General features: G+C 62.1%; 19 protein-coding genes. 15 read left to right on the top strand and 4 right to left on the bottom strand.

Annotated features, from left to right (window positions below; translation table 11 throughout):
• Positions 1-2: 2 nt before the first annotated feature.
• The 5 genes from B7P44_RS35140 (at position 3) to B7P44_RS35120 (ending at position 4303) form a co-directional block, all read left to right on the top strand.
• Complete coding sequence (locus tag B7P44_RS35140) at positions 3-518, top strand: hypothetical protein (protein ID WP_084910786.1); 516 nt, start codon at positions 3-5, stop codon at positions 516-518.
• Positions 475-738, top strand: a complete 264-nt coding sequence (locus B7P44_RS35135; RefSeq protein ID WP_084910784.1) for a hypothetical protein — start codon at positions 475-477, stop codon at positions 736-738. Before B7P44_RS35140 ends, B7P44_RS35135 begins: the two co-directional genes overlap by 44 nt.
• Positions 728-1333 (top strand): IncC plasmid conjugative DNA transfer DtrJ family protein, encoded by a 606-nt coding sequence (locus B7P44_RS35130; protein WP_084910782.1) that lies wholly within the window; start codon positions 728-730, stop codon positions 1331-1333. Before B7P44_RS35135 ends, B7P44_RS35130 begins: the two co-directional genes overlap by 11 nt.
• Before the next feature lie 358 nt (positions 1334-1691).
• Positions 1692-2579, top strand: a complete 888-nt coding sequence (locus B7P44_RS35125) for an ATPase (protein ID WP_084910780.1) — start codon at positions 1692-1694, stop codon at positions 2577-2579.
• 17 nt (positions 2580-2596) lie between these two features.
• Positions 2597-4303 (top strand): ATP-dependent helicase, encoded by a 1707-nt coding sequence (locus B7P44_RS35120; protein ID WP_084910778.1) that lies wholly within the window; start codon positions 2597-2599, stop codon positions 4301-4303.
• Between the two features lie 32 nt (positions 4304-4335).
• Here B7P44_RS35120 and B7P44_RS37020 read toward each other — a convergent pair whose 3' ends face one another.
• The 4 genes from B7P44_RS37020 to B7P44_RS35095 form a co-directional block, all read right to left on the bottom strand.
• Positions 4336-4515 (bottom strand): hypothetical protein, encoded by a 180-nt coding sequence (locus B7P44_RS37020; protein WP_133118017.1) that lies wholly within the window; start codon positions 4513-4515, stop codon positions 4336-4338.
• 203 nt (positions 4516-4718) lie between these two features.
• The gene (locus tag B7P44_RS35110; RefSeq protein ID WP_084910774.1) at positions 4719-5126 is read right to left on the bottom strand and encodes a bactofilin family protein; all 408 of its coding nucleotides are present in this window, start codon (positions 5124-5126) and stop codon (positions 4719-4721) included.
• Between the two features lie 823 nt (positions 5127-5949).
• Positions 5950-6609 carry a hypothetical protein gene (locus B7P44_RS35100; RefSeq protein ID WP_133118018.1) on the bottom strand — a complete coding sequence of 220 codons (660 nt, stop codon included), beginning with the start codon at positions 6607-6609 and terminating at the stop codon, positions 5950-5952.
• A gap of 130 nt (positions 6610-6739) precedes the next feature.
• The gene (locus tag B7P44_RS35095; RefSeq protein ID WP_084910768.1) at positions 6740-7351 is read right to left on the bottom strand and encodes an AcaB family transcriptional regulator; all 612 of its coding nucleotides are present in this window, start codon (positions 7349-7351) and stop codon (positions 6740-6742) included.
• A gap of 619 nt (positions 7352-7970) precedes the next feature.
• Between B7P44_RS35095 and B7P44_RS35090 the strand changes: the two genes are divergently transcribed.
• The 10 genes from B7P44_RS35090 (at position 7971) to B7P44_RS35050 (ending at position 16082) form a co-directional block, all read left to right on the top strand.
• On the top strand, positions 7971-8237 hold the full coding sequence (locus B7P44_RS35090; protein WP_084910767.1) for a DUF7696 family protein: 267 nt from the start codon (positions 7971-7973) through the stop codon (positions 8235-8237).
• Positions 8234-9508, top strand: a complete 1275-nt coding sequence (locus tag B7P44_RS35085) for a recombination directionality factor (protein WP_084910765.1) — start codon at positions 8234-8236, stop codon at positions 9506-9508. The genes B7P44_RS35090 and B7P44_RS35085 overlap by 4 nt, the downstream gene beginning before the upstream one ends.
• 170 nt (positions 9509-9678) lie before the next feature.
• Positions 9679-10164, top strand: a complete 486-nt coding sequence (locus B7P44_RS35080) for a riboflavin biosynthesis intermediates N-glycosidase (RefSeq protein ID WP_084910764.1) — start codon at positions 9679-9681, stop codon at positions 10162-10164.
• A gap of 80 nt (positions 10165-10244) precedes the next feature.
• The gene (locus B7P44_RS35075; protein WP_084910762.1) at positions 10245-11612 is read left to right on the top strand and encodes a metallophosphoesterase family protein; all 1368 of its coding nucleotides are present in this window, start codon (positions 10245-10247) and stop codon (positions 11610-11612) included.
• 198 nt (positions 11613-11810) lie between these two features.
• A complete protein-coding gene (locus B7P44_RS35070; RefSeq protein ID WP_084910761.1) occupies positions 11811-12332 on the top strand; it encodes a hypothetical protein in 522 nt (173 codons plus the stop codon).
• Entirely contained in the window at positions 12320-14641 is a 2322-nt protein-coding gene (locus B7P44_RS35065) for a sbcc family protein (RefSeq protein WP_084910759.1), read from the top strand. The genes B7P44_RS35070 and B7P44_RS35065 overlap by 13 nt, the downstream gene beginning before the upstream one ends.
• An 83-nt stretch (positions 14642-14724) precedes the next feature.
• On the top strand, positions 14725-14901 hold the full coding sequence (locus B7P44_RS37305; RefSeq protein ID WP_167389845.1) for a hypothetical protein: 177 nt from the start codon (positions 14725-14727) through the stop codon (positions 14899-14901).
• A 22-nt stretch (positions 14902-14923) separates the two neighbouring features.
• Positions 14924-15121 carry a hypothetical protein gene (locus B7P44_RS35060; protein WP_084910757.1) on the top strand — a complete coding sequence of 66 codons (198 nt, stop codon included), beginning with the start codon at positions 14924-14926 and terminating at the stop codon, positions 15119-15121.
• A gap of 58 nt (positions 15122-15179) precedes the next feature.
• A complete protein-coding gene (locus B7P44_RS35055) occupies positions 15180-15494 on the top strand; it encodes a hypothetical protein (protein ID WP_084910756.1) in 315 nt (104 codons plus the stop codon).
• 222 nt (positions 15495-15716) lie between these two features.
• Positions 15717-16082, top strand: coding sequence for a hypothetical protein (locus tag B7P44_RS35050; protein ID WP_133118019.1), 366 nt, complete (start codon positions 15717-15719; stop codon positions 16080-16082).
• Positions 16083-16151 lie beyond the last annotated feature (69 nt).

Below are 16151 nucleotides of genomic sequence, written 5' to 3'. Positions count from 1 at the left end.
GCATGTCTGCCGTTTTCAAGAAAATCATTCGCGAGCACAAACTGTCCTCCCACCTGACCCCGGTGTTCACCCTCGCCCCTGAACTGGAGCTCGTGTGCTCGCGCGTGGCGGACTTCGTCGGTGAGCACTTCATCGGGAAGGCGGAGCCGTTGGTCAAGGAAATGTTCCTGGACGGGCTCAGTGCGTTCAAGCGCGTGCGCAAGACAGGCGATCCGCATGTCGCGTTCATGCAGGGCTTGTTTGCCTCTGCGCACATGCTGTATGCCCGACGCTTTGTCGTGCGCGATGGTGAGCGCTTCCACGTGTGGTCGCCGATGTTCGAACCAGTGACGGCGTTCGAGGCGCGTCACCGACTCGTGCCCGAGATGGTCGACGAGCGTTGCCCGGAGAACATCAGCCAGCGATCGGCGGCGTTCCAGCTCGCGGCCCGTGCGCTAACGGGAGAAACCTTCCGACTCTACTTCGAGGAATACGATGTCGCTCACGCCTTTACTAATTCGGACGCTGACCAGGGTTGACGAGCACACCGTGCGTCGGGCGATAACGACCGCAGCAGCGCAGGACGATCCGTTGGCGCGCCCGCCCGTAGAGTTCGAGAAGGGTGCCAACGCAATGGCGTACTCGTTGGCGATGTTCATCAGTCGGCGGCCGCTGCAGTTCTACGTTGGTCTGTTCGGTCTGATCGCCCTGCCGATCTACCTGATCGGTACGCTTCTGGGAGACTTGTATGGCGGGTAGTCGGTTCGTTGGGCACATCAAGATGTGGTTTTTCTTTGTGCCGCTGCTGTCGGTCGCGCTGATGCCCGCCGCGCCCGACTCGGCGCTATTTGAGATTCCAGACGCCGAAGCCGCATCGGTGGAGACCAGTCTCGGGGAAGCGCGAACGGCGGAGACAATCGACGCGACGAATCGAGCGTTCAAGCGCTACTTCGTCGAGACCGGACTGGTGCAGGCCTCGATGGAGCGAACGCGAGATTCGCAGATCGAGGACGGTGGCGTGGCCAACTTCGGCAGTCGTTGGGTTCACAACTTCTGGCGCCTCGTTTACCGCGTGATCTATCGACTCACCGTCATGAAGTACTGGCTGCTCGGAACGCTCGTGTTCTGCGTCGCGATGTTCGTCGACGGGACCGTGCGCCGCAAAGTGCGGGCCGCGGCGGCGGGGTATGTCAGTCCGGTGTCTTTCCATCTGGCCGGGCACGGGATTCTGCTCGTTTTCGGCGTGGCGTTCACGGTTCTGATCGCCCCGGTACCTCTCCTGGCACCGTATTGGCTGGCGATCGCGGGATGCCTCGGTGTGCTGCTTTGGAAGGCTGCATCTTCCTACCAGTAAGCCCGGGAAGGTCCAGTTTTCCGTATAGCTTTCTGCAGAAAGCCCCACAACCGGTTGCGCGCGGTGCGGCCGGGGCGCCCCGGAAAAAGCCCTTCGAAATCGCTGACGTTTCGGTCGATTTAGACGATTCGGCCACGTCACAATGAGTCATGGTCTACGGCCCTCGGAAAGCTCACTCCCCGTAGAGCTTTCAGCCTTGCCCCCTCTCTCCCCGGGAGGGGGCTTTTTTTCGCCCAGCGCAGCGCGACCGCCGCAAAAGCCGCGCGAAATCGTTCACGTTTCGGACGCGTATCGCGGCACGGGCCCGCAAGAATAGACGCAAGCCGCACGTGCGGTTACTCAACCAGAAGGGATCCACATGAGCACGATCAATGAAGAAGCGCACGTCGGCACCGTTACGGCGGGCGCGACAACTGACCAGGCTGGCGAGCACGCAGGCGACACCGCCCTCGCTGAGATTGCCGGCCCGGCCGTAAGCAACGGTCTGCAGACGACGGATGGCGCGGACGACGGTGAGGTCGAGCGCGAGCTCGACGAGATGGAGCGGTCGGCCGCTGTCCTGAAGCGTGAAGGGCTGATCAGCGCCGCAGAGGCGGACCAGAAGCTGGAGGAGGTGGCGCGCACGCGCACGCTTTTCCGCGATCTGCCGCCCGACCAGCGCGCGGGCATCATCCAGCGTCGGCGCGAGATTGGCCGCGAACTGATGAACAAGCAACTGTCCGGCGCGGCCGTCGTGGCCGCTCGGGTCACGATGAAGCATACGCGCCTGAAGCCGCTGTTTGAGCAGTGGTGGCCGTATCTGAACCGGATGTCGATCAACATGCAGCGGTTCGGTCGCACGACCTACGGCGCGAGCGAACAGGGGATAGTCAGCACGTGGTTCGAGAAACAACTCGACCAACTCGAAGCCTACGTGAACGAGCAGCTCGACGTCGCGAAGGGCTTCCGGGAGAGGACGGAAACTGAAATGCGCGAGCGCGGCGAGACGGTATTCGCGCCGACCGTGACGAAGCCCTCGCTCGATATCGAGGTCGAAGCGTACTCGCGGTTCTCGATGCGCCTACTGACCGTGATCCTGAAGTTCGATCAGGTGATGGACCACTTCGATTTCCTCGTCTGGAACGGGATTCGTGACCAGTCCGACGTCGACGACGAAACCGCGCGCTTCCTGCGCAAGTTCCACCCGGTCGGCCTGCGTGGGTACACGACCCACCTGAAGCTGATGAACACTGTTCGCGGTAACTGATCGGGAAGAACGGTGCCATGCTCGACGAGTTGAATACCCAACAGCGCGAGGTGGCACTCATGCGCGGCCATTGCCTCGCGATCGCGTGCCCGGGCGCAGGAAAGACCAAGATGAGTGCGACGAAGGCCGCCTGGCTGCTGCAGGATCCTACAGCGGTGGTGGGTGCCGTGACCTTCAGCAAGGACGCCGCCCTCGAACTGCGCGACCGTATTCTCGCGCTGGCGCCGCCTGATGCGAAGCGGCGCCTGATCGCCAGCACCTTCCACTCGCTCGCATTCAAGCAGCTTCAGCGGCCAGGTTGCAGCCGTCCTGACATTGCATCCGAAGGTGATCGGCTCGGGCTGCTCGGGCGGGTACTGGCGGAGCTCGGGTACGGCTGGAAGGTCGAGGAGGCGGTGCCGATCATCGAGCGGATCAAGACGAATTTTGGCCGAGCTGAGGAAGGGTCGGCCGAATCGACGCTCTATGCCGCCTATCAGGACGCGCTTGAGCGCAACGGCAAGATCGATTTCCAGGACATGTTGCGCCTCGCAGTCGAGGGGATGCAACGCGACGACATCAAACCTTACCGCTTCACCGATCTACTCGTCGACGAGTTTCAGGATACGGACCCGCTGCAGTTTCGGTGGGTCGAGCTGCATGCGCGCGCCGGCGCGCATGTCACGGTGGTGGGCGACGACGACCAGAGCATCTACGGGTTCCGCGCGGCACTCGGCTTCCGCGGGATGGAGAGCTTCGCCAGTACGTTCGAGGCCCAGCGCGTGGTGCTCGGTAGCAACTATCGCTGTCGTGCTGAAATCCTGGCGGCCGCTGACCGGGTTATTCAAAACAACGTCGATCGAATGCCGAAGATTCTCCACGCCGCGCGCGGTGCCGGCGGCGCGGTCGCGACGCGGCGATTCGACGACGAGTACAGTGATGCCGTAGCCGCGGTCGAAACGCTGCAGCCGAAGCTGGCGGCCGGCGCGACGTGCGCGATTCTAGCGCGGACGAACCGGATTCTCGACCCGATCGAGTCCGTGTGTCGGTCCCACGGCGTGCCGTACTACCGCGCATCGGGCGGGTCGGTGCTCAATAAGCCGCAAGCGGCCCTGATGTGCAATCTCCTGCAGGTTGTTGAAGGTCACAAGCAGAACGGCGTCGACGCCGTCCTGGGTTATATGGGCATGAGTTCCTACGACCTCGGCGCGTTGCACAAGCGCATGGGCGCGGCGTTCGTCCAGATGCAAAAGCAGGAGCTGGTGAGCCTTGGGCTGCGGGAGGAAACGGCGACGGCGTACCGCGCTTTCATGAAGCGGCTCGGTGAGTGGCAGGCGCTTTGCCAGCGCGCCTTCCATTCGCTCGCGCTCGAGGGTGTGTACGAATGGATGATGACATACGCTAAGGGCGACGTCGCGATTCGTGCGATCCAGTGTACATATGACGTGATCAGCCGATTGAACGGCTCGTTCACCGAGCGCATCGAGTTCCTGAAGCGGGACAACAACAAGCCGGGCGTCGGTGTGCTGGTGCTTACAACGATGCACAGCTCGAAGGGGCTCGAGTATGACCACGTCTGGATCAGTCGATCGGAGGAGGGCGTGGTGCCGGACGACAAGAGCCCGGAGTCGGAAGAGCGACGGCTGTTTTACGTCGCCATGACGCGAGCGCGCGACAGCTTGACGATCTCATCGATCAAGAAGAACCCGGTGTCGCGATTTGTCGTCGAGTCCGGGATTGAATAGAAAGTCGGCCGCATGAAGCGGCCGTCGACACTTCATTCGGATGCCGGCGCGCGTCCCTGACAAGTATCTGCCTCGCGATTGCCGGTCGTGCGGCGTTCTTCGTGGCGAAGCGCCCACCACTCGATGACCACGCCCCCGAAGACGATGGGGAGAGCAGCGAGCACGAGATAGGTGATGAGCGCGATCGGAGCTTGGATGAGCCAACGATCCACAGGGCGATCGTCGCCGTACGTGAGCCCGTGAGCGACAAAGTCGACTATGCACCCAATCGCTCGGGTGGTCGTGTTGTCCGGTGCTCCCCTCAACGGGGCTAGACCGCTCCATGCAAGACAGCAAGACGCCATCACGGACGTCACTGCAATTGTGGGTCGCGCGCTTTGCTGGATAATCGCTCCGAGGTTTTTTCTAGGTTTGTTCATGACGTCGGGAGCGCTGCGGTGTCGGACGTTTCGGTGAGCGGCGTGGCGGCCGCCGACGCTTCAATGACCAGTTCGCGTGCCACGCGCTTAAGCTGACCATTGAGCGCGGCTTGCGGACCGAGCCGGATCGTGCCGCAATAGAACACGTCTCCGTTCACGCGGCCGTTTATCTCGAGCATCTCGCGCGCGTATACGTCGCCTTCCACGGTGCCGTCGATCCGAACGATTTCGCCCTGAACCTTCCCCTTGATGATGCCGCCGGTGCCGATGTGCAGCAGGCCCCTGGTTGAGATGATGTCGCCGGTTACGAGCGCAAAGACGCTCAACCCGTGGTCGAGAATCAAGGTGCCGTCTACGACCAGGCCAGCCATGAGGACAGTCACGTTACTCGGTTTTGCTTTCATGGATGCTCTCTCAGAACAGTGGAACGTCGCTAGTCTTGGCGGGCGTCGAGGTTTTCGGGGTGTGTTCGGCCTTCGCCGGATCGCTATGCGGTGCGGGCGTCGTCGCCTCGTCACTGGCCGCCTCCTGGCGCTGACGAGCGGGCGCGCGGTGAATTCGCTGCGGTGGAGACTTCGGTTGACCAGCCGACGCAACTACCGCAGACGTGGGTGACCCCGTGGCGACGGGTGCGGGAGCTCCCTGGGCCGGCGCGGTCGCAGCGGGCTGCGGGCCCGCTGCGGCACGCGAGGCACGAATCGGTGACGCGGCGGCTTTTTCCAGATCGGTTAGCGGTGCGGGTGTTGCGGGATTCGCAGGCACGGCCGATTCTCCCGACCCTGCGGCACGCATCCCATTGGCGTCAACGCGTGACAGGCTGGCCGCAGCGCGTTCCGCTGGTTCAGCAAAGTCAGCGCCGGTGAGCGGACGCTTCGGTCCCGGCGGCGCCGAAGCCGCTGCAGATTCTGCACCTTGCGCCAGTCCAGTGCGCGGGATTTGCGATGCGGTCGGTTCAATGTGTGCGACGGCTTGCGGTCCATGAAGCACGTGCCAGAGCTTGGCAGCACACATACCCGTGAGTCCGGCGCCTAACGCAAGTGCGAAGGCGATAGCCGTCGGCCGGCCGAAGCGGCGACAGGTCGACGTGAGCCGCGCGATCACGCGTTCGCGCGTGGATTCTTGCCCGACGGGCGCCGGGAGTGCCTCCATGTGGCTGTTGATGTCGATGACAACTGGTCGCGATGAGTATTGGGCGTGCAGCGCCTGGATCTCTCGTATGTCCAAGATTTACTCCGTGAGTGGTGTCTTGCCGGCGGCGGGTGCGTGCCTGCATGCGTGTGCTGCGACCAGTTCGCGCGCCAGTAGATCGCGTTCCTCTCGCAACTGGGCGAGTTCCGAACCCAAACTGCCGATCCATTCGGCGACTTCCATCCCTTCGGGGCACCCCGCATCGGCGGCCGCGTCGAGCATGCGTTCATTCGCTTGGTTGCATCGTCCGACGTACTCCAGAAGGCGATCGCCAGCACGTTCGAGCAACTGCTCGTCAAACCCGGTCAATAGCGCGGCGTGCTCGCCCGCCTGACGAGCGTAGGGATGCGATTCCTTCGCCGTGGATGGCATCCAGTACGCGAGGGCTCGCTGAAGGCGGTGGATTCGCGTCTCCCGGTCGTCGACGCACGCAGGTGCGGTCGAGTTCGGTCCATCGAGATCAGGGTCGAGGAACGACGCACCATCCTCGGGATGGTCGTCGATCCATGCATATACGCCAGGGCCGCGGTGCCCGGCTGCACTCAATGAGAGGACAACGTTGCCTTCGAGGTCGCCGTAGAATTCGAGCAGCTGGCGGGCCTGGGCCAGGTTCAGCGGAATCGATGTCCCGCAATTGCTAGCAGGCATCGCCTGATCAGCGGATTCGCGGCGCTGTTCAGCCGGTGATGGATTGGTCACGAGGTAGGTCTCCGGACAGGGTGATTGGTACGTCGCGACACGGCGCGCGTGCGCAACAGGCTGTAGACGAGCTTATTCGCCGGACGACAAAGTCAAGATCCGGTCTAGCCGTGCTGCAGAATCGGTTGCGTCAGTCGCGAACGGTGCCGTCGGCGTCGTACCGGTCGTTGTCCGGGATGCACGCGGTTCTCACCTGGAGGATGCGGCCTTCGGCGTTCTTGAGGATGTTGGCGCGATCTTGGGGCGTGATCTTCTCGGCGAGCTGCGCTTCCATCGTCGCGGTAAACAGGCGGTCGTACTGAGTGAGGCACCGAACGAGTAGGCCGGCGAGCGGGCGCGTCACCTTCAGTTCGATCTGTTCATTCGGAAACGTCAGCGCTCGTGCGTTGTGCTTCTCGACCCACGCGGTGGCCTTGCGCATCCAGTCCGCGGTTTCGCGTAGCGTCACTTCGAGTGCCCGTACCTTGCCGGCGCGCGCGACAGCGATCTTCGCCGCGCAGAAGTTGTAGTCGCTGCGAATGAATTGGCGTGCGAAGACAGAGCTGTAGTGCAGGATCGTGACGGCGTTGGAGTCCGGGATGATCTTGTCAATACGGCTGTCGCTCGTGAGGCGCTGGATCGGCTTCAAGCCTGTCGACGTGGCGAGGCGAAGCGCCGGCTCATCGCTGGCGGGTGAGGTGGTTTGCGTGGGCGTGTCAGGTTGCCCGCGCCCTTCGTGCGGTGGTTCGAGAACGGCAGACATGATTTTTTCGGGTGGTCTCTCTCATTGACGATTCTGAGCGAGTCGCCCGATGCGCGTACCGGCAAAAGCGTGGCTCATTTCGTGAGCTTTTCGGGGAACGCGGGCCGGGATATTCGCGATACTGACTCTACTTCTCGCGTCCCTGACGCATCGACCCTGACTTCGCTGGCCGAAGTCCATATTTTGTACAAGCCGTGCCAATGGGCATGCTCCGACTGGTTGGCAACCAGTGTGGAATTCCTTTCTGATGAGCACCTCGCCCGTGCTCCCCATTTCAGTCATGAAACTCGTCGCCGGTCGCATTCATTTGCGCCGCGACGTCGTTCGAGCCCGGACAACGGGTGTCTCTCTCCAGGCCTCTGTCCTGGGTAGAACGACTGTAGTCGACTGAGCCGTGATCCTGCGGCGGAATGGCACTTCCGAAAATGGGCTGTAGCGCAGCGTGACCATGCTGTGCGAGGACGACCTAACGTCCTCTATATGAGCCGTCCGGCTCCCTGAGCACCACGTCCCCGGAAGGGACGTGGTGCTTGGGTCATTTCACTGAATCCACGAAGCGCGTTCCTCTGCCGAGGAACGCGCTTTTTTTTCATCCTCTTTTTCTGTCCTGGAGACACGTGTGCTTCCCAATCGTCTCAATTCCCGGATTGCCGACGTGATCAGCCAAACGATCGCCGAGGAGAGGTCGGCTACCGATACGACGTCACTCGCCTGGCGGGCGCGTTGCGAGGTGGCACAAGTCGCGATGTTCACCGACTCCGACCGCCGGATTTTTCTGTCCAGTATCGCCCACCGCCGCGGAGAGGCGGCCGCAGACGCGCTTGAGCAGTCAGCGGATGCGTTGCGCACACAGGCGATCTATAAACTTGCGAGGAAACCTTCATGAACGCAGTTGTCAGTTTGGTCGGCGGCCCGGTACGGAGCGTCGTCGAAGAGCGGACCATGCGCCCGCCGGTGATCGGGAAAATTCGGCCCGGCATCAAGGTGCTGACGACGAAAGCCCGTGGCAACGCGGACGCAGTCGCACTCTACGATTCGATGGTCGCGGCCGGTGCCTCCTTCGAGACGATCGGCAAGACGCTGGAGTCGCGCTGCAACCTCAAGAACGCTTTGGCACCGCGAAACACCGACTACTTCACCTGCCGCCGCTCGGATTTCAACAACCCGGATGTCGCTGAGGAGATCGTCAGGCTCTACGGTGAGGATCGCGGCCAGGGCGTTAGGCTCTACCGCTTCCCGGTGTTGTTCGCCTTCAACGACTGGATGCAGAACATCCCCAACGAGATGGCGGCGTGGGGCACCAGCGGTCGCAAGTACTTCTCGCAGTACGGCCACGATGGTCTCAGGTACTGCAAGACGTATGCAAAGGTCGAGCGCGATCCGCGCGCGCAACGCGCGGTTCGGCATTTCGGCGGCCGCGACGTGATCTTTCGGCAGGATGACGCGATCCCCGATGGAATTTGCAACCCCGAGCAATGCCCGCAATACCAAAGCCGGCAGTGCAACCTCGGCGCGCAGTTCGTCTTCGCTATTCCCGACATCAAGGGCTTGGGTCTGATCGAACTCCCGACGAACTCTATCTACGTGCTGCAGAAAGCATACGCGGCGATGAAGACGGTCCAGCTGGCGCGCGGCAAGCTGACCGGTACCCGGTTCTGGATCTCGAAGCGGGAATTCGACATCACGCGGATCAACGAGGCCGGCGAAGCGGTGCGTCAACCGCAGATGCTGACCGTGCTCGATGCGGATATCGACATCGGTGCGTTGCTTGACGGTGCGGAGGAGGCGCCGGCGGCGATCGAAGCCGCTGGATCGGCCGGTCAGCCAGGCCCTGGCGGCACCGTGATTCAGCTTCACCCGGCAGAAGGTGAAGGCGCTGCGGGGCGCGCTGGTCAGGTGGAAGCCGGTGACGGTCCGCCCGAGTCGATGGAAGAGAAGCGCCACCGCATGCAGGACCTGCTGCAGCGTCTTCGCTTCGTGGACGACGAGCAGCGTCAGGCATTCCGGATCTATGGCCACTTCCTGTTCGGCCGCGGCTGGACCGAGCGGGCTGCCGACGTTGACAAGATGATCGCGCGGCTTACGAACGCACTCGACGACCCGAGTGCGCTCGATCGTGAGATCGACGAAGCGATTGACGCTCACCGCAACGCGTAACAGCTATCCCATTTGCCGGCCCCTCAGGGTCGGCACTTTTTTCTCCGACAACGCGAATCAGAGAGTCCTTCAGCAAAGCGATTTGCTCAAGTGCTTTCGACCGCGTGTCTCACGCATCGAAACCGTCCGCGCAAGCGGCCATCTTTTGACTCATTCCTCTGGAGGAACTTATGCGCCGGACCGGCAACATCACGGCGTTCTTCGGCGCCGCCGATGTGTTCAGCAACTGGCATCCATGCAGCTTCACCTACCACGACGTGACGTTCAATTGCGTTGAACAATTCATGATGTACTCGAAGGCGTTGCTATTCGATGACCGTGCGACAGCAGAGGCCATACTCGCATCGACGTCGCCTCGCGAGCAGAAGCGGCTTGGCCGTTCGGTGCGCGGTTTCGACGAGGCCCGATGGCTGAAGGTGCGCGAACCGATCGTATTCGTCGGCTGTCGGGAGAAGTTTCGCCAGAACGAGGCCTTCGCCACTGTACTGCGCGCGACAGGGTCAACGATCCTGGTTGAGGCCAGCCTGTATGACCGCGTCTGGGGCGTCGGGCTCGGCGAGCATGATCCTCGTATCGGCGACCCGTCGGCCTGGCAGGGATTGAACCTGCAAGGCAACGCGCTCATGCGCGTGCGCGACGTGCTTTCTCGCTCGTAGGGTCCCTCCTTGCGCCGCATGCTGGCGCGAACCTATCTCTGGCTGCTCCCGGGCGGCCATTTCTTTTTCTGGAGACGCTGATGAAGATCGCGCATTTTTCTGACCTGCATTACTCACCGGGAAACCTTGACGAGGCGGACCGATGCTTTTCGTACGCAGTCGAAACCGCCATCGCGCGCCAAGCTGACGTAGCGGTGATCAGCGGAGATTCGACCGATCATCGGCTCGACGCGCACTCGCCGGCACTCCATGCGCTCGCGAAGCAGGTTCACCGTCTTGCACAAGCGATGCCGGTGCTGATGCTTCAGGGGACGTTTTCGCACGAACCACCGGGGACACTGGACAATTTTGCGTTGATGGGGGCGCGCCATCCGGTGATGATCGCGGACAGAGCGTGCCAAGTTGCGCTCTTCGACGGTGAGTTCCGGATCTCCCGCGGATCAGTGTTCGAAGTCAATGAAATTCCCAACAGCGTGGAATGCTCACCCGATGCGATCTTCACCTGCCTTCCGACGTTGAACAAGGCGGATCTGGCGTTGCGTGTTGGGGCGCTGGCGGCGTCGACGGACCTCGCCGACTCGCTCGCTGGCTTCCTGTCTGCCGCGGGCCGGATCAACACGACGGCGCGGGAAGCTGGCGTGCCGACTGTCGGTGTGTCCCACGGGACCGTCAATGGGTGCGAGACCGAGCACGGAGTCACGATGGCGGGGTTCGATCATGAGTTCAGCCTCGACGCTCTGTTTGCTGCGGAATGCTCGGCGTTCATGCTCGGGCACATCCACAAGTGTCAGACGTGGGAGCGTGAAGGGCGTGTCGTTGGGTATCCGGGTTCGATCGGGCGTTTCCACTACGGCGAGCTCGGCGACAAGGGTTATCTGTCGTGGGACGTGTCGGCATCCGATGCGCATGCCGTGCTGGTCCCGACACCGTCTCGTGAAATGGTATCCGTTGCGTTCGACGGGCCGCCGGACACGAACGAGCTTGAAGCGCTCGCGGCGGCGTCCGCCGGGAAGTTCGTGCGTATTCGCTGGCAGATCGACGAAGAGCATAAGCAGCTGGTCGACCGCAAGGCGATCGAAGCGATGTTCTCGACGGCCGCCGGGGTGAAGCTCGAGCCCCGTGTGCTTCCTGTCATGCGCAGCCGTGCGGAAGGGATCAGCACCGCGCCGTCGGTCGAGGCAAAGTTGACCCGATGGTGCGAACTGGCTGACGTCGATGCTGTACCGCTTGTTGATCGGCTGCAGCAGCTCGAGACCGGTGACCCGGAATCGCTTGCGCAGTCGATCCTGGCGCGTCTCGCCGGCATCGACGAGCCTGCAGGTGATCAGACCGGACCGCCGGAAGTCGCATCGGTCGTGTCGCTAACAACAACGACGACGAGCGGTTCCGATGCTCCGGCGGACGCCGGCGAGCCGTCCTGGCTCACCGACGATCTATTCGCGGCGTAGTGCCGCTCAACGGCGGTTTGTCTTCCGTCAATTCCGAACACCAGCCGTGTTCCGATAGCCCAGCTGGCTATCGAAACGAGGTTCACCCCGCGCCCGATGGCGCATCGAACGCAGCATTGCTGCATCCATTTTCTTACTACCCTGACGGGGCGTGATCCCCGTCAGGGGCGCACTCTGTCTCAATCCCGGAGTGTGCTCATGTTTGGTCTCTATCCTGCTGGTGTCCGTTGGGCCCAGACCTTTACCGCGTCTACCGATGCGAAATCGCTGCAGAAGCGTCTCGTCGACCACGGCGGATGCACTGCAGCACTCTTCCATCAGCCGTTCGGCCTCCATCGCGGCGCCGTCATCGCGCAACGAGATGGCCTGTTCGTGCTGACCCACGTGATCGATGCCGACGAGGCTGAGATCGTGGTCACGCCGGCCGTCGAGTTGCAAAACCTGCTGTGGTCGTTCGACTCGGGGTACTCAGGTCAGTGGTCCGGGCGGGAGTTGCAGATTCTCACGGGTTGCACCGACTGGGAATCGATGCTCAAGCAGACGTCCGACGCGTTCCGCCGACTTTGTGGAACGGTTCAGGCCGCCATTGACGGCACGCTTGGCAAGCCGGCTTGCCGGCCGGAGCCGACGCTTCCCGTTGATGACGACGAGATCCCCTTCCTCCCGGAAGACTATCTGCAGCCCATCTCGCTCGCGGAGTTCCAGTCATGCGACCACTGAGACTGTTGCTCGAAGGTTTCTACGGCGTCCGGGACGGGATGAAGCGCAACAGCGTGGAGCTCGATCTGGAGTCGTTGCCCAACGGACTGATCGCGTTGACGGGGCCGAATGGCGCCGGCAAGACGACGATCATGGACAACCTGCACCCGTACCGGATCATGCCGTCTCGCGCATCGAAGCTCTCGGTCGATGCGTTCTCGTACTGGGACCACATCTGCGGGGCGCAAGCCCGCAAGGAGTTGGAATGGGAGCACGATGGCCTGCGTTATCGGTCGACCTTCGCGTTCCGCAAGCCTGGGAAAACCGGCAAAGCCGATTACTTCCTGTTCTATCGCTCAACGGACGGCGAGTGGCGGCCGGTATCGCTTCCTGACGGCACCGTGTCGGACGGCAAGGGCGAAACATACGATCGGTGTGTTGACGCGATCTGTGGTTCGCTCGAATCGTTCTTCACGAGCGTGTTTTCGGCACAAAACCGCAGGCCCCTCGCGTCTTACGGTGCGAGCGAGATCAAGGGGCTGCTTGCTGAGCTGCTGAAGATTGATCACCTCCGTTCGTTGTCGACGAAGGCGGCAGATGTCGCGAAGGTGCTGGCCCGGCAACTCGGCATGGTGCAACAGGACCTCGCGGCGTTCTGTGGAAAGCGGGAGCGTGTAGAACAGACGCGCAATGCGATCGCGATGGATGTTTCGGAGATCGCTACCGCTCGCGAGAAGCGCACGGTTGCGCAGGCGGAGATTGCAACGCTCACGCAGCAGCACGCCGTGTTGGTTGCCAAGCAGGGCGAAAACGCGGGTGCGGCGGCACGACTCGGGGAACTGGGTGTGCGTCGCACCGAGCTGCAGACTTCGCTTCTCGCGTTGGAGCGTGACGGACAGGCGGAGCAGCAACGCCTCTCGCAACGCGCGACGACGATCCGTAACACGATCGCTGGTCATGGGGCGGTTGTTCGACAACGTGATTCGATTCTTGGCGCCGCCGCGGATCGTGATGAAGCTCAGCTTCGTCTCGGAAAGGGCGAGGCGCAGGTCGAGCCATTACAGCGCGCGATCGACGAGCTCGATGCGAAGCGACTACGGGCAGCGACGGTCCAATCGACGCTCACCGGCCTGCAATCAGAGGGTACGACCAAGGCCGATCTGATCAAAACCCTGACCGAGCAGTCATCGGTAATCGGGTCGGTGCCGTGTGCAGGGATGGAAATTCACGTGTCGTGCCCGTTGCTCGCGCAAGCGAGGAGCGCAGCGCAGCAAGTGGAGGTCCAGACGATTTCGTTGGGGAACCTGCGGACTCGGTACCGCGGCCACAAGGCGGAGCTGGAGCAGCTCGCACCGGCTGTCGAGGCGTTGTCGGTGAAGCGAGCTGAGCTGCAGCGCGTCAACGCGGAAATCGCGGCAGCCCGGCAGGCACTTCAACGTGCAACGGAACTCGCTGCTCGCAAACCGCTGCTCGACGCAGCCGAAACCGGGCTGCAGCAGGCCCACGTGGAACTCGAGTCGCTCGATGTTGAGCGAGGCGAGGCGTCGAGACGTCGGGAGACGGAGACGGCGCGGCTCAATGGCTTGTTGGGCGACGTCGAATTGGAGATGTCGCGCCTAGCTTCGGCCGATGTGACGCAAGCTATTGCGGACGTCGATCGTCAGTTGGTCGCCAGTCGCGATAGCTGTTCAAGGCTGGACGCCCGGATCGAAGCACTGATCCGGAGCCAGGCCACCGCCGAAACGACGCTTGCCAGTCTCGAGCGCGAGCTGGATGGCTTGTCGTCGACGCAAGCACTCGCAGAGCGCATCTCGGACGAGGTCGCGAAGTGGAAGCTGCTCGCGAAAGGACTGGGCAATGATGGAGTGATTGCTCTCACGATCGACGACTCGGGCCCGGCACTGACGCAGACGGTGAATGACTTGCTACTCGCGTGCTACGGCACGCGATTCACGGTCGAGATCCAGACGCAGCGTACGTTGGCCAATGGTGAAACTCGCGAGGGTTTCGAAATCCTCGTGCACGACGCCGAAAGCGACAGCAGCAAGGCGGTCGGTGTGATGTCCGGTGGGCAGAAGGTGTGGATCAACGAATGCCTGACACGCGGCGTCGCTTTGTACATCGCGGGCAACGCGGGACAGCCGTACGAGACGCTGTTTAGCGACGAGTCGGATGGACCGCTTGATCCCGATCGGAAGGTGCAGTTCATGCGCATGAAACGCGAGGTTCTGCGTCAGGGCGGGTATGCGAGGGAGTTCTTCATTTCGCAAACGCCGGACCTGATTGCCGAGGCCGATGCGGTCATCGACGTGGCCGCACTCGCGAGGTAGTGCAGCAAACATTTTTTAACCCTGGCGGGGAACGTTCCCCGCAGGGGCGTTCCTCGCCTTTTTTTTTCATTCCGAGGAACGCTATGAAACTGAAGTCCAAATCGGCCGCTCTGGTTCGAAGCCTGACGGTCAATGTCCGCCCGAAGCCGATTCGCATGGGCACGGAGCACGTCTACGAGCTGAACGGTTCGCGCCTGCGCGACGTGCTCGTCAACGGGCGTTGGGTAACGGTGGCGGCTACGGCCGTCGCCGCGTGCTGATTCACCGACGGAGGAACGCTCGATGAACGAGATGACGAACCTGGTGATGCTGTTGATTGCGATGCACGGCAGTGCGCAGTCGCCGGCGCCGGCCTATCGGTATGCGGTGGCTGCGCAGGCCGCTGTGGATAAGCGGCCGGCCATGAAAACGGACGCGGTCATCTGCAAGGATGGCCAACTCCACACCTTTCCAGCAGGGCACCCCAAACCCTGCATCTAACCCCCTGATAGTCGGCCCCGCTCTCGCAAGAGGGTGGGGCTTTTTTTGAGATCCCTGAATGCCACTTTTGAATATCGATCTTTTTCATCTTTCGTCGGATGTCCTGCCGACAAACGCTCGTGATTCGTTCGATGCGCTGTCGGTTCGGGCGCGTTTGGCCACGCTCTCGATCATTTCTGATCAGGCCGACAACACGTCAGTGCGCGATGTTGCGCTGCACGCGTTGACGGTGATCGACGCCCCGGCGTACGTCGGGCTTTCGGCGGTCAAGAGCATCCTTCAATCCTGTCGGTCGCAACTTCGCATTCCCGCTGATCGCGTCGATTTTCTCGTTGCGGCGGGCAGTTCAGCTGCCCCGCAGAAGGAGGGATAAGCCGAGTTTGTTAAATGGCCTCGGAAGGAAAGCGATCGCTGGATCCTGACCGTAACAGCGCGCGACGTCGAGGACGCGTTGACTAATCGATAGCGCTGCCTCTACAGAACCGGCGCTCGAAAATGAGCGCGCCCGTTTCGCGCCTTGAAGTTCATTTGAATTTTGACCCTTGAGGGGCTGGCCCCGTCAAGGGCCGCCGCTCGCCTTCAGAGGAGTAGGAGGATGTCCTTTCGTACTATGACGTATGTTGTGTTTGCTCCCGGTGTGCAGTTCTTGGGCGACGCGCCGAAATGCTTGACGGGGAACATTGCTGCGGCGGACAAGCGTGGATGTCTCGTTGTCTACGAGAGCTACCTCACGCCATTGCAACCTGATGATTTCGTTGGTACGGGCCTTTCGCCGGATATGGTTGAAGAGCTTGCCGTCCAGCAGTTCCTCAACACGCTTCCCAAGGACAGGTTCTACCTGAAGCGCGTTGGCGCGACTTGTTCAACGAGGGGCGAGTTTGATGCGGGGTTGTTTGGGGACGAACCTGACGTAGAAGAGATTGACGCTGCGTTTCTGGTGCCGGTCTCCGGCGATGCCTGACGCTTGATGTGCAACCCGTGCGGGAATAGATCCCGCACGGGGCTGTTCTCGTGCATCAAAGGAAGAGAC

It is taken from the genome of Burkholderia ubonensis subsp. mesacidophila, from assembly GCF_002097715.1.
GTDB lineage: Bacteria > Pseudomonadota > Gammaproteobacteria > Burkholderiales > Burkholderiaceae > Burkholderia > Burkholderia mesacidophila.
The sequence above is the reverse complement of the archived record's forward strand: the minus strand, read 5'-3'. Positions and strand labels throughout refer to the sequence as shown.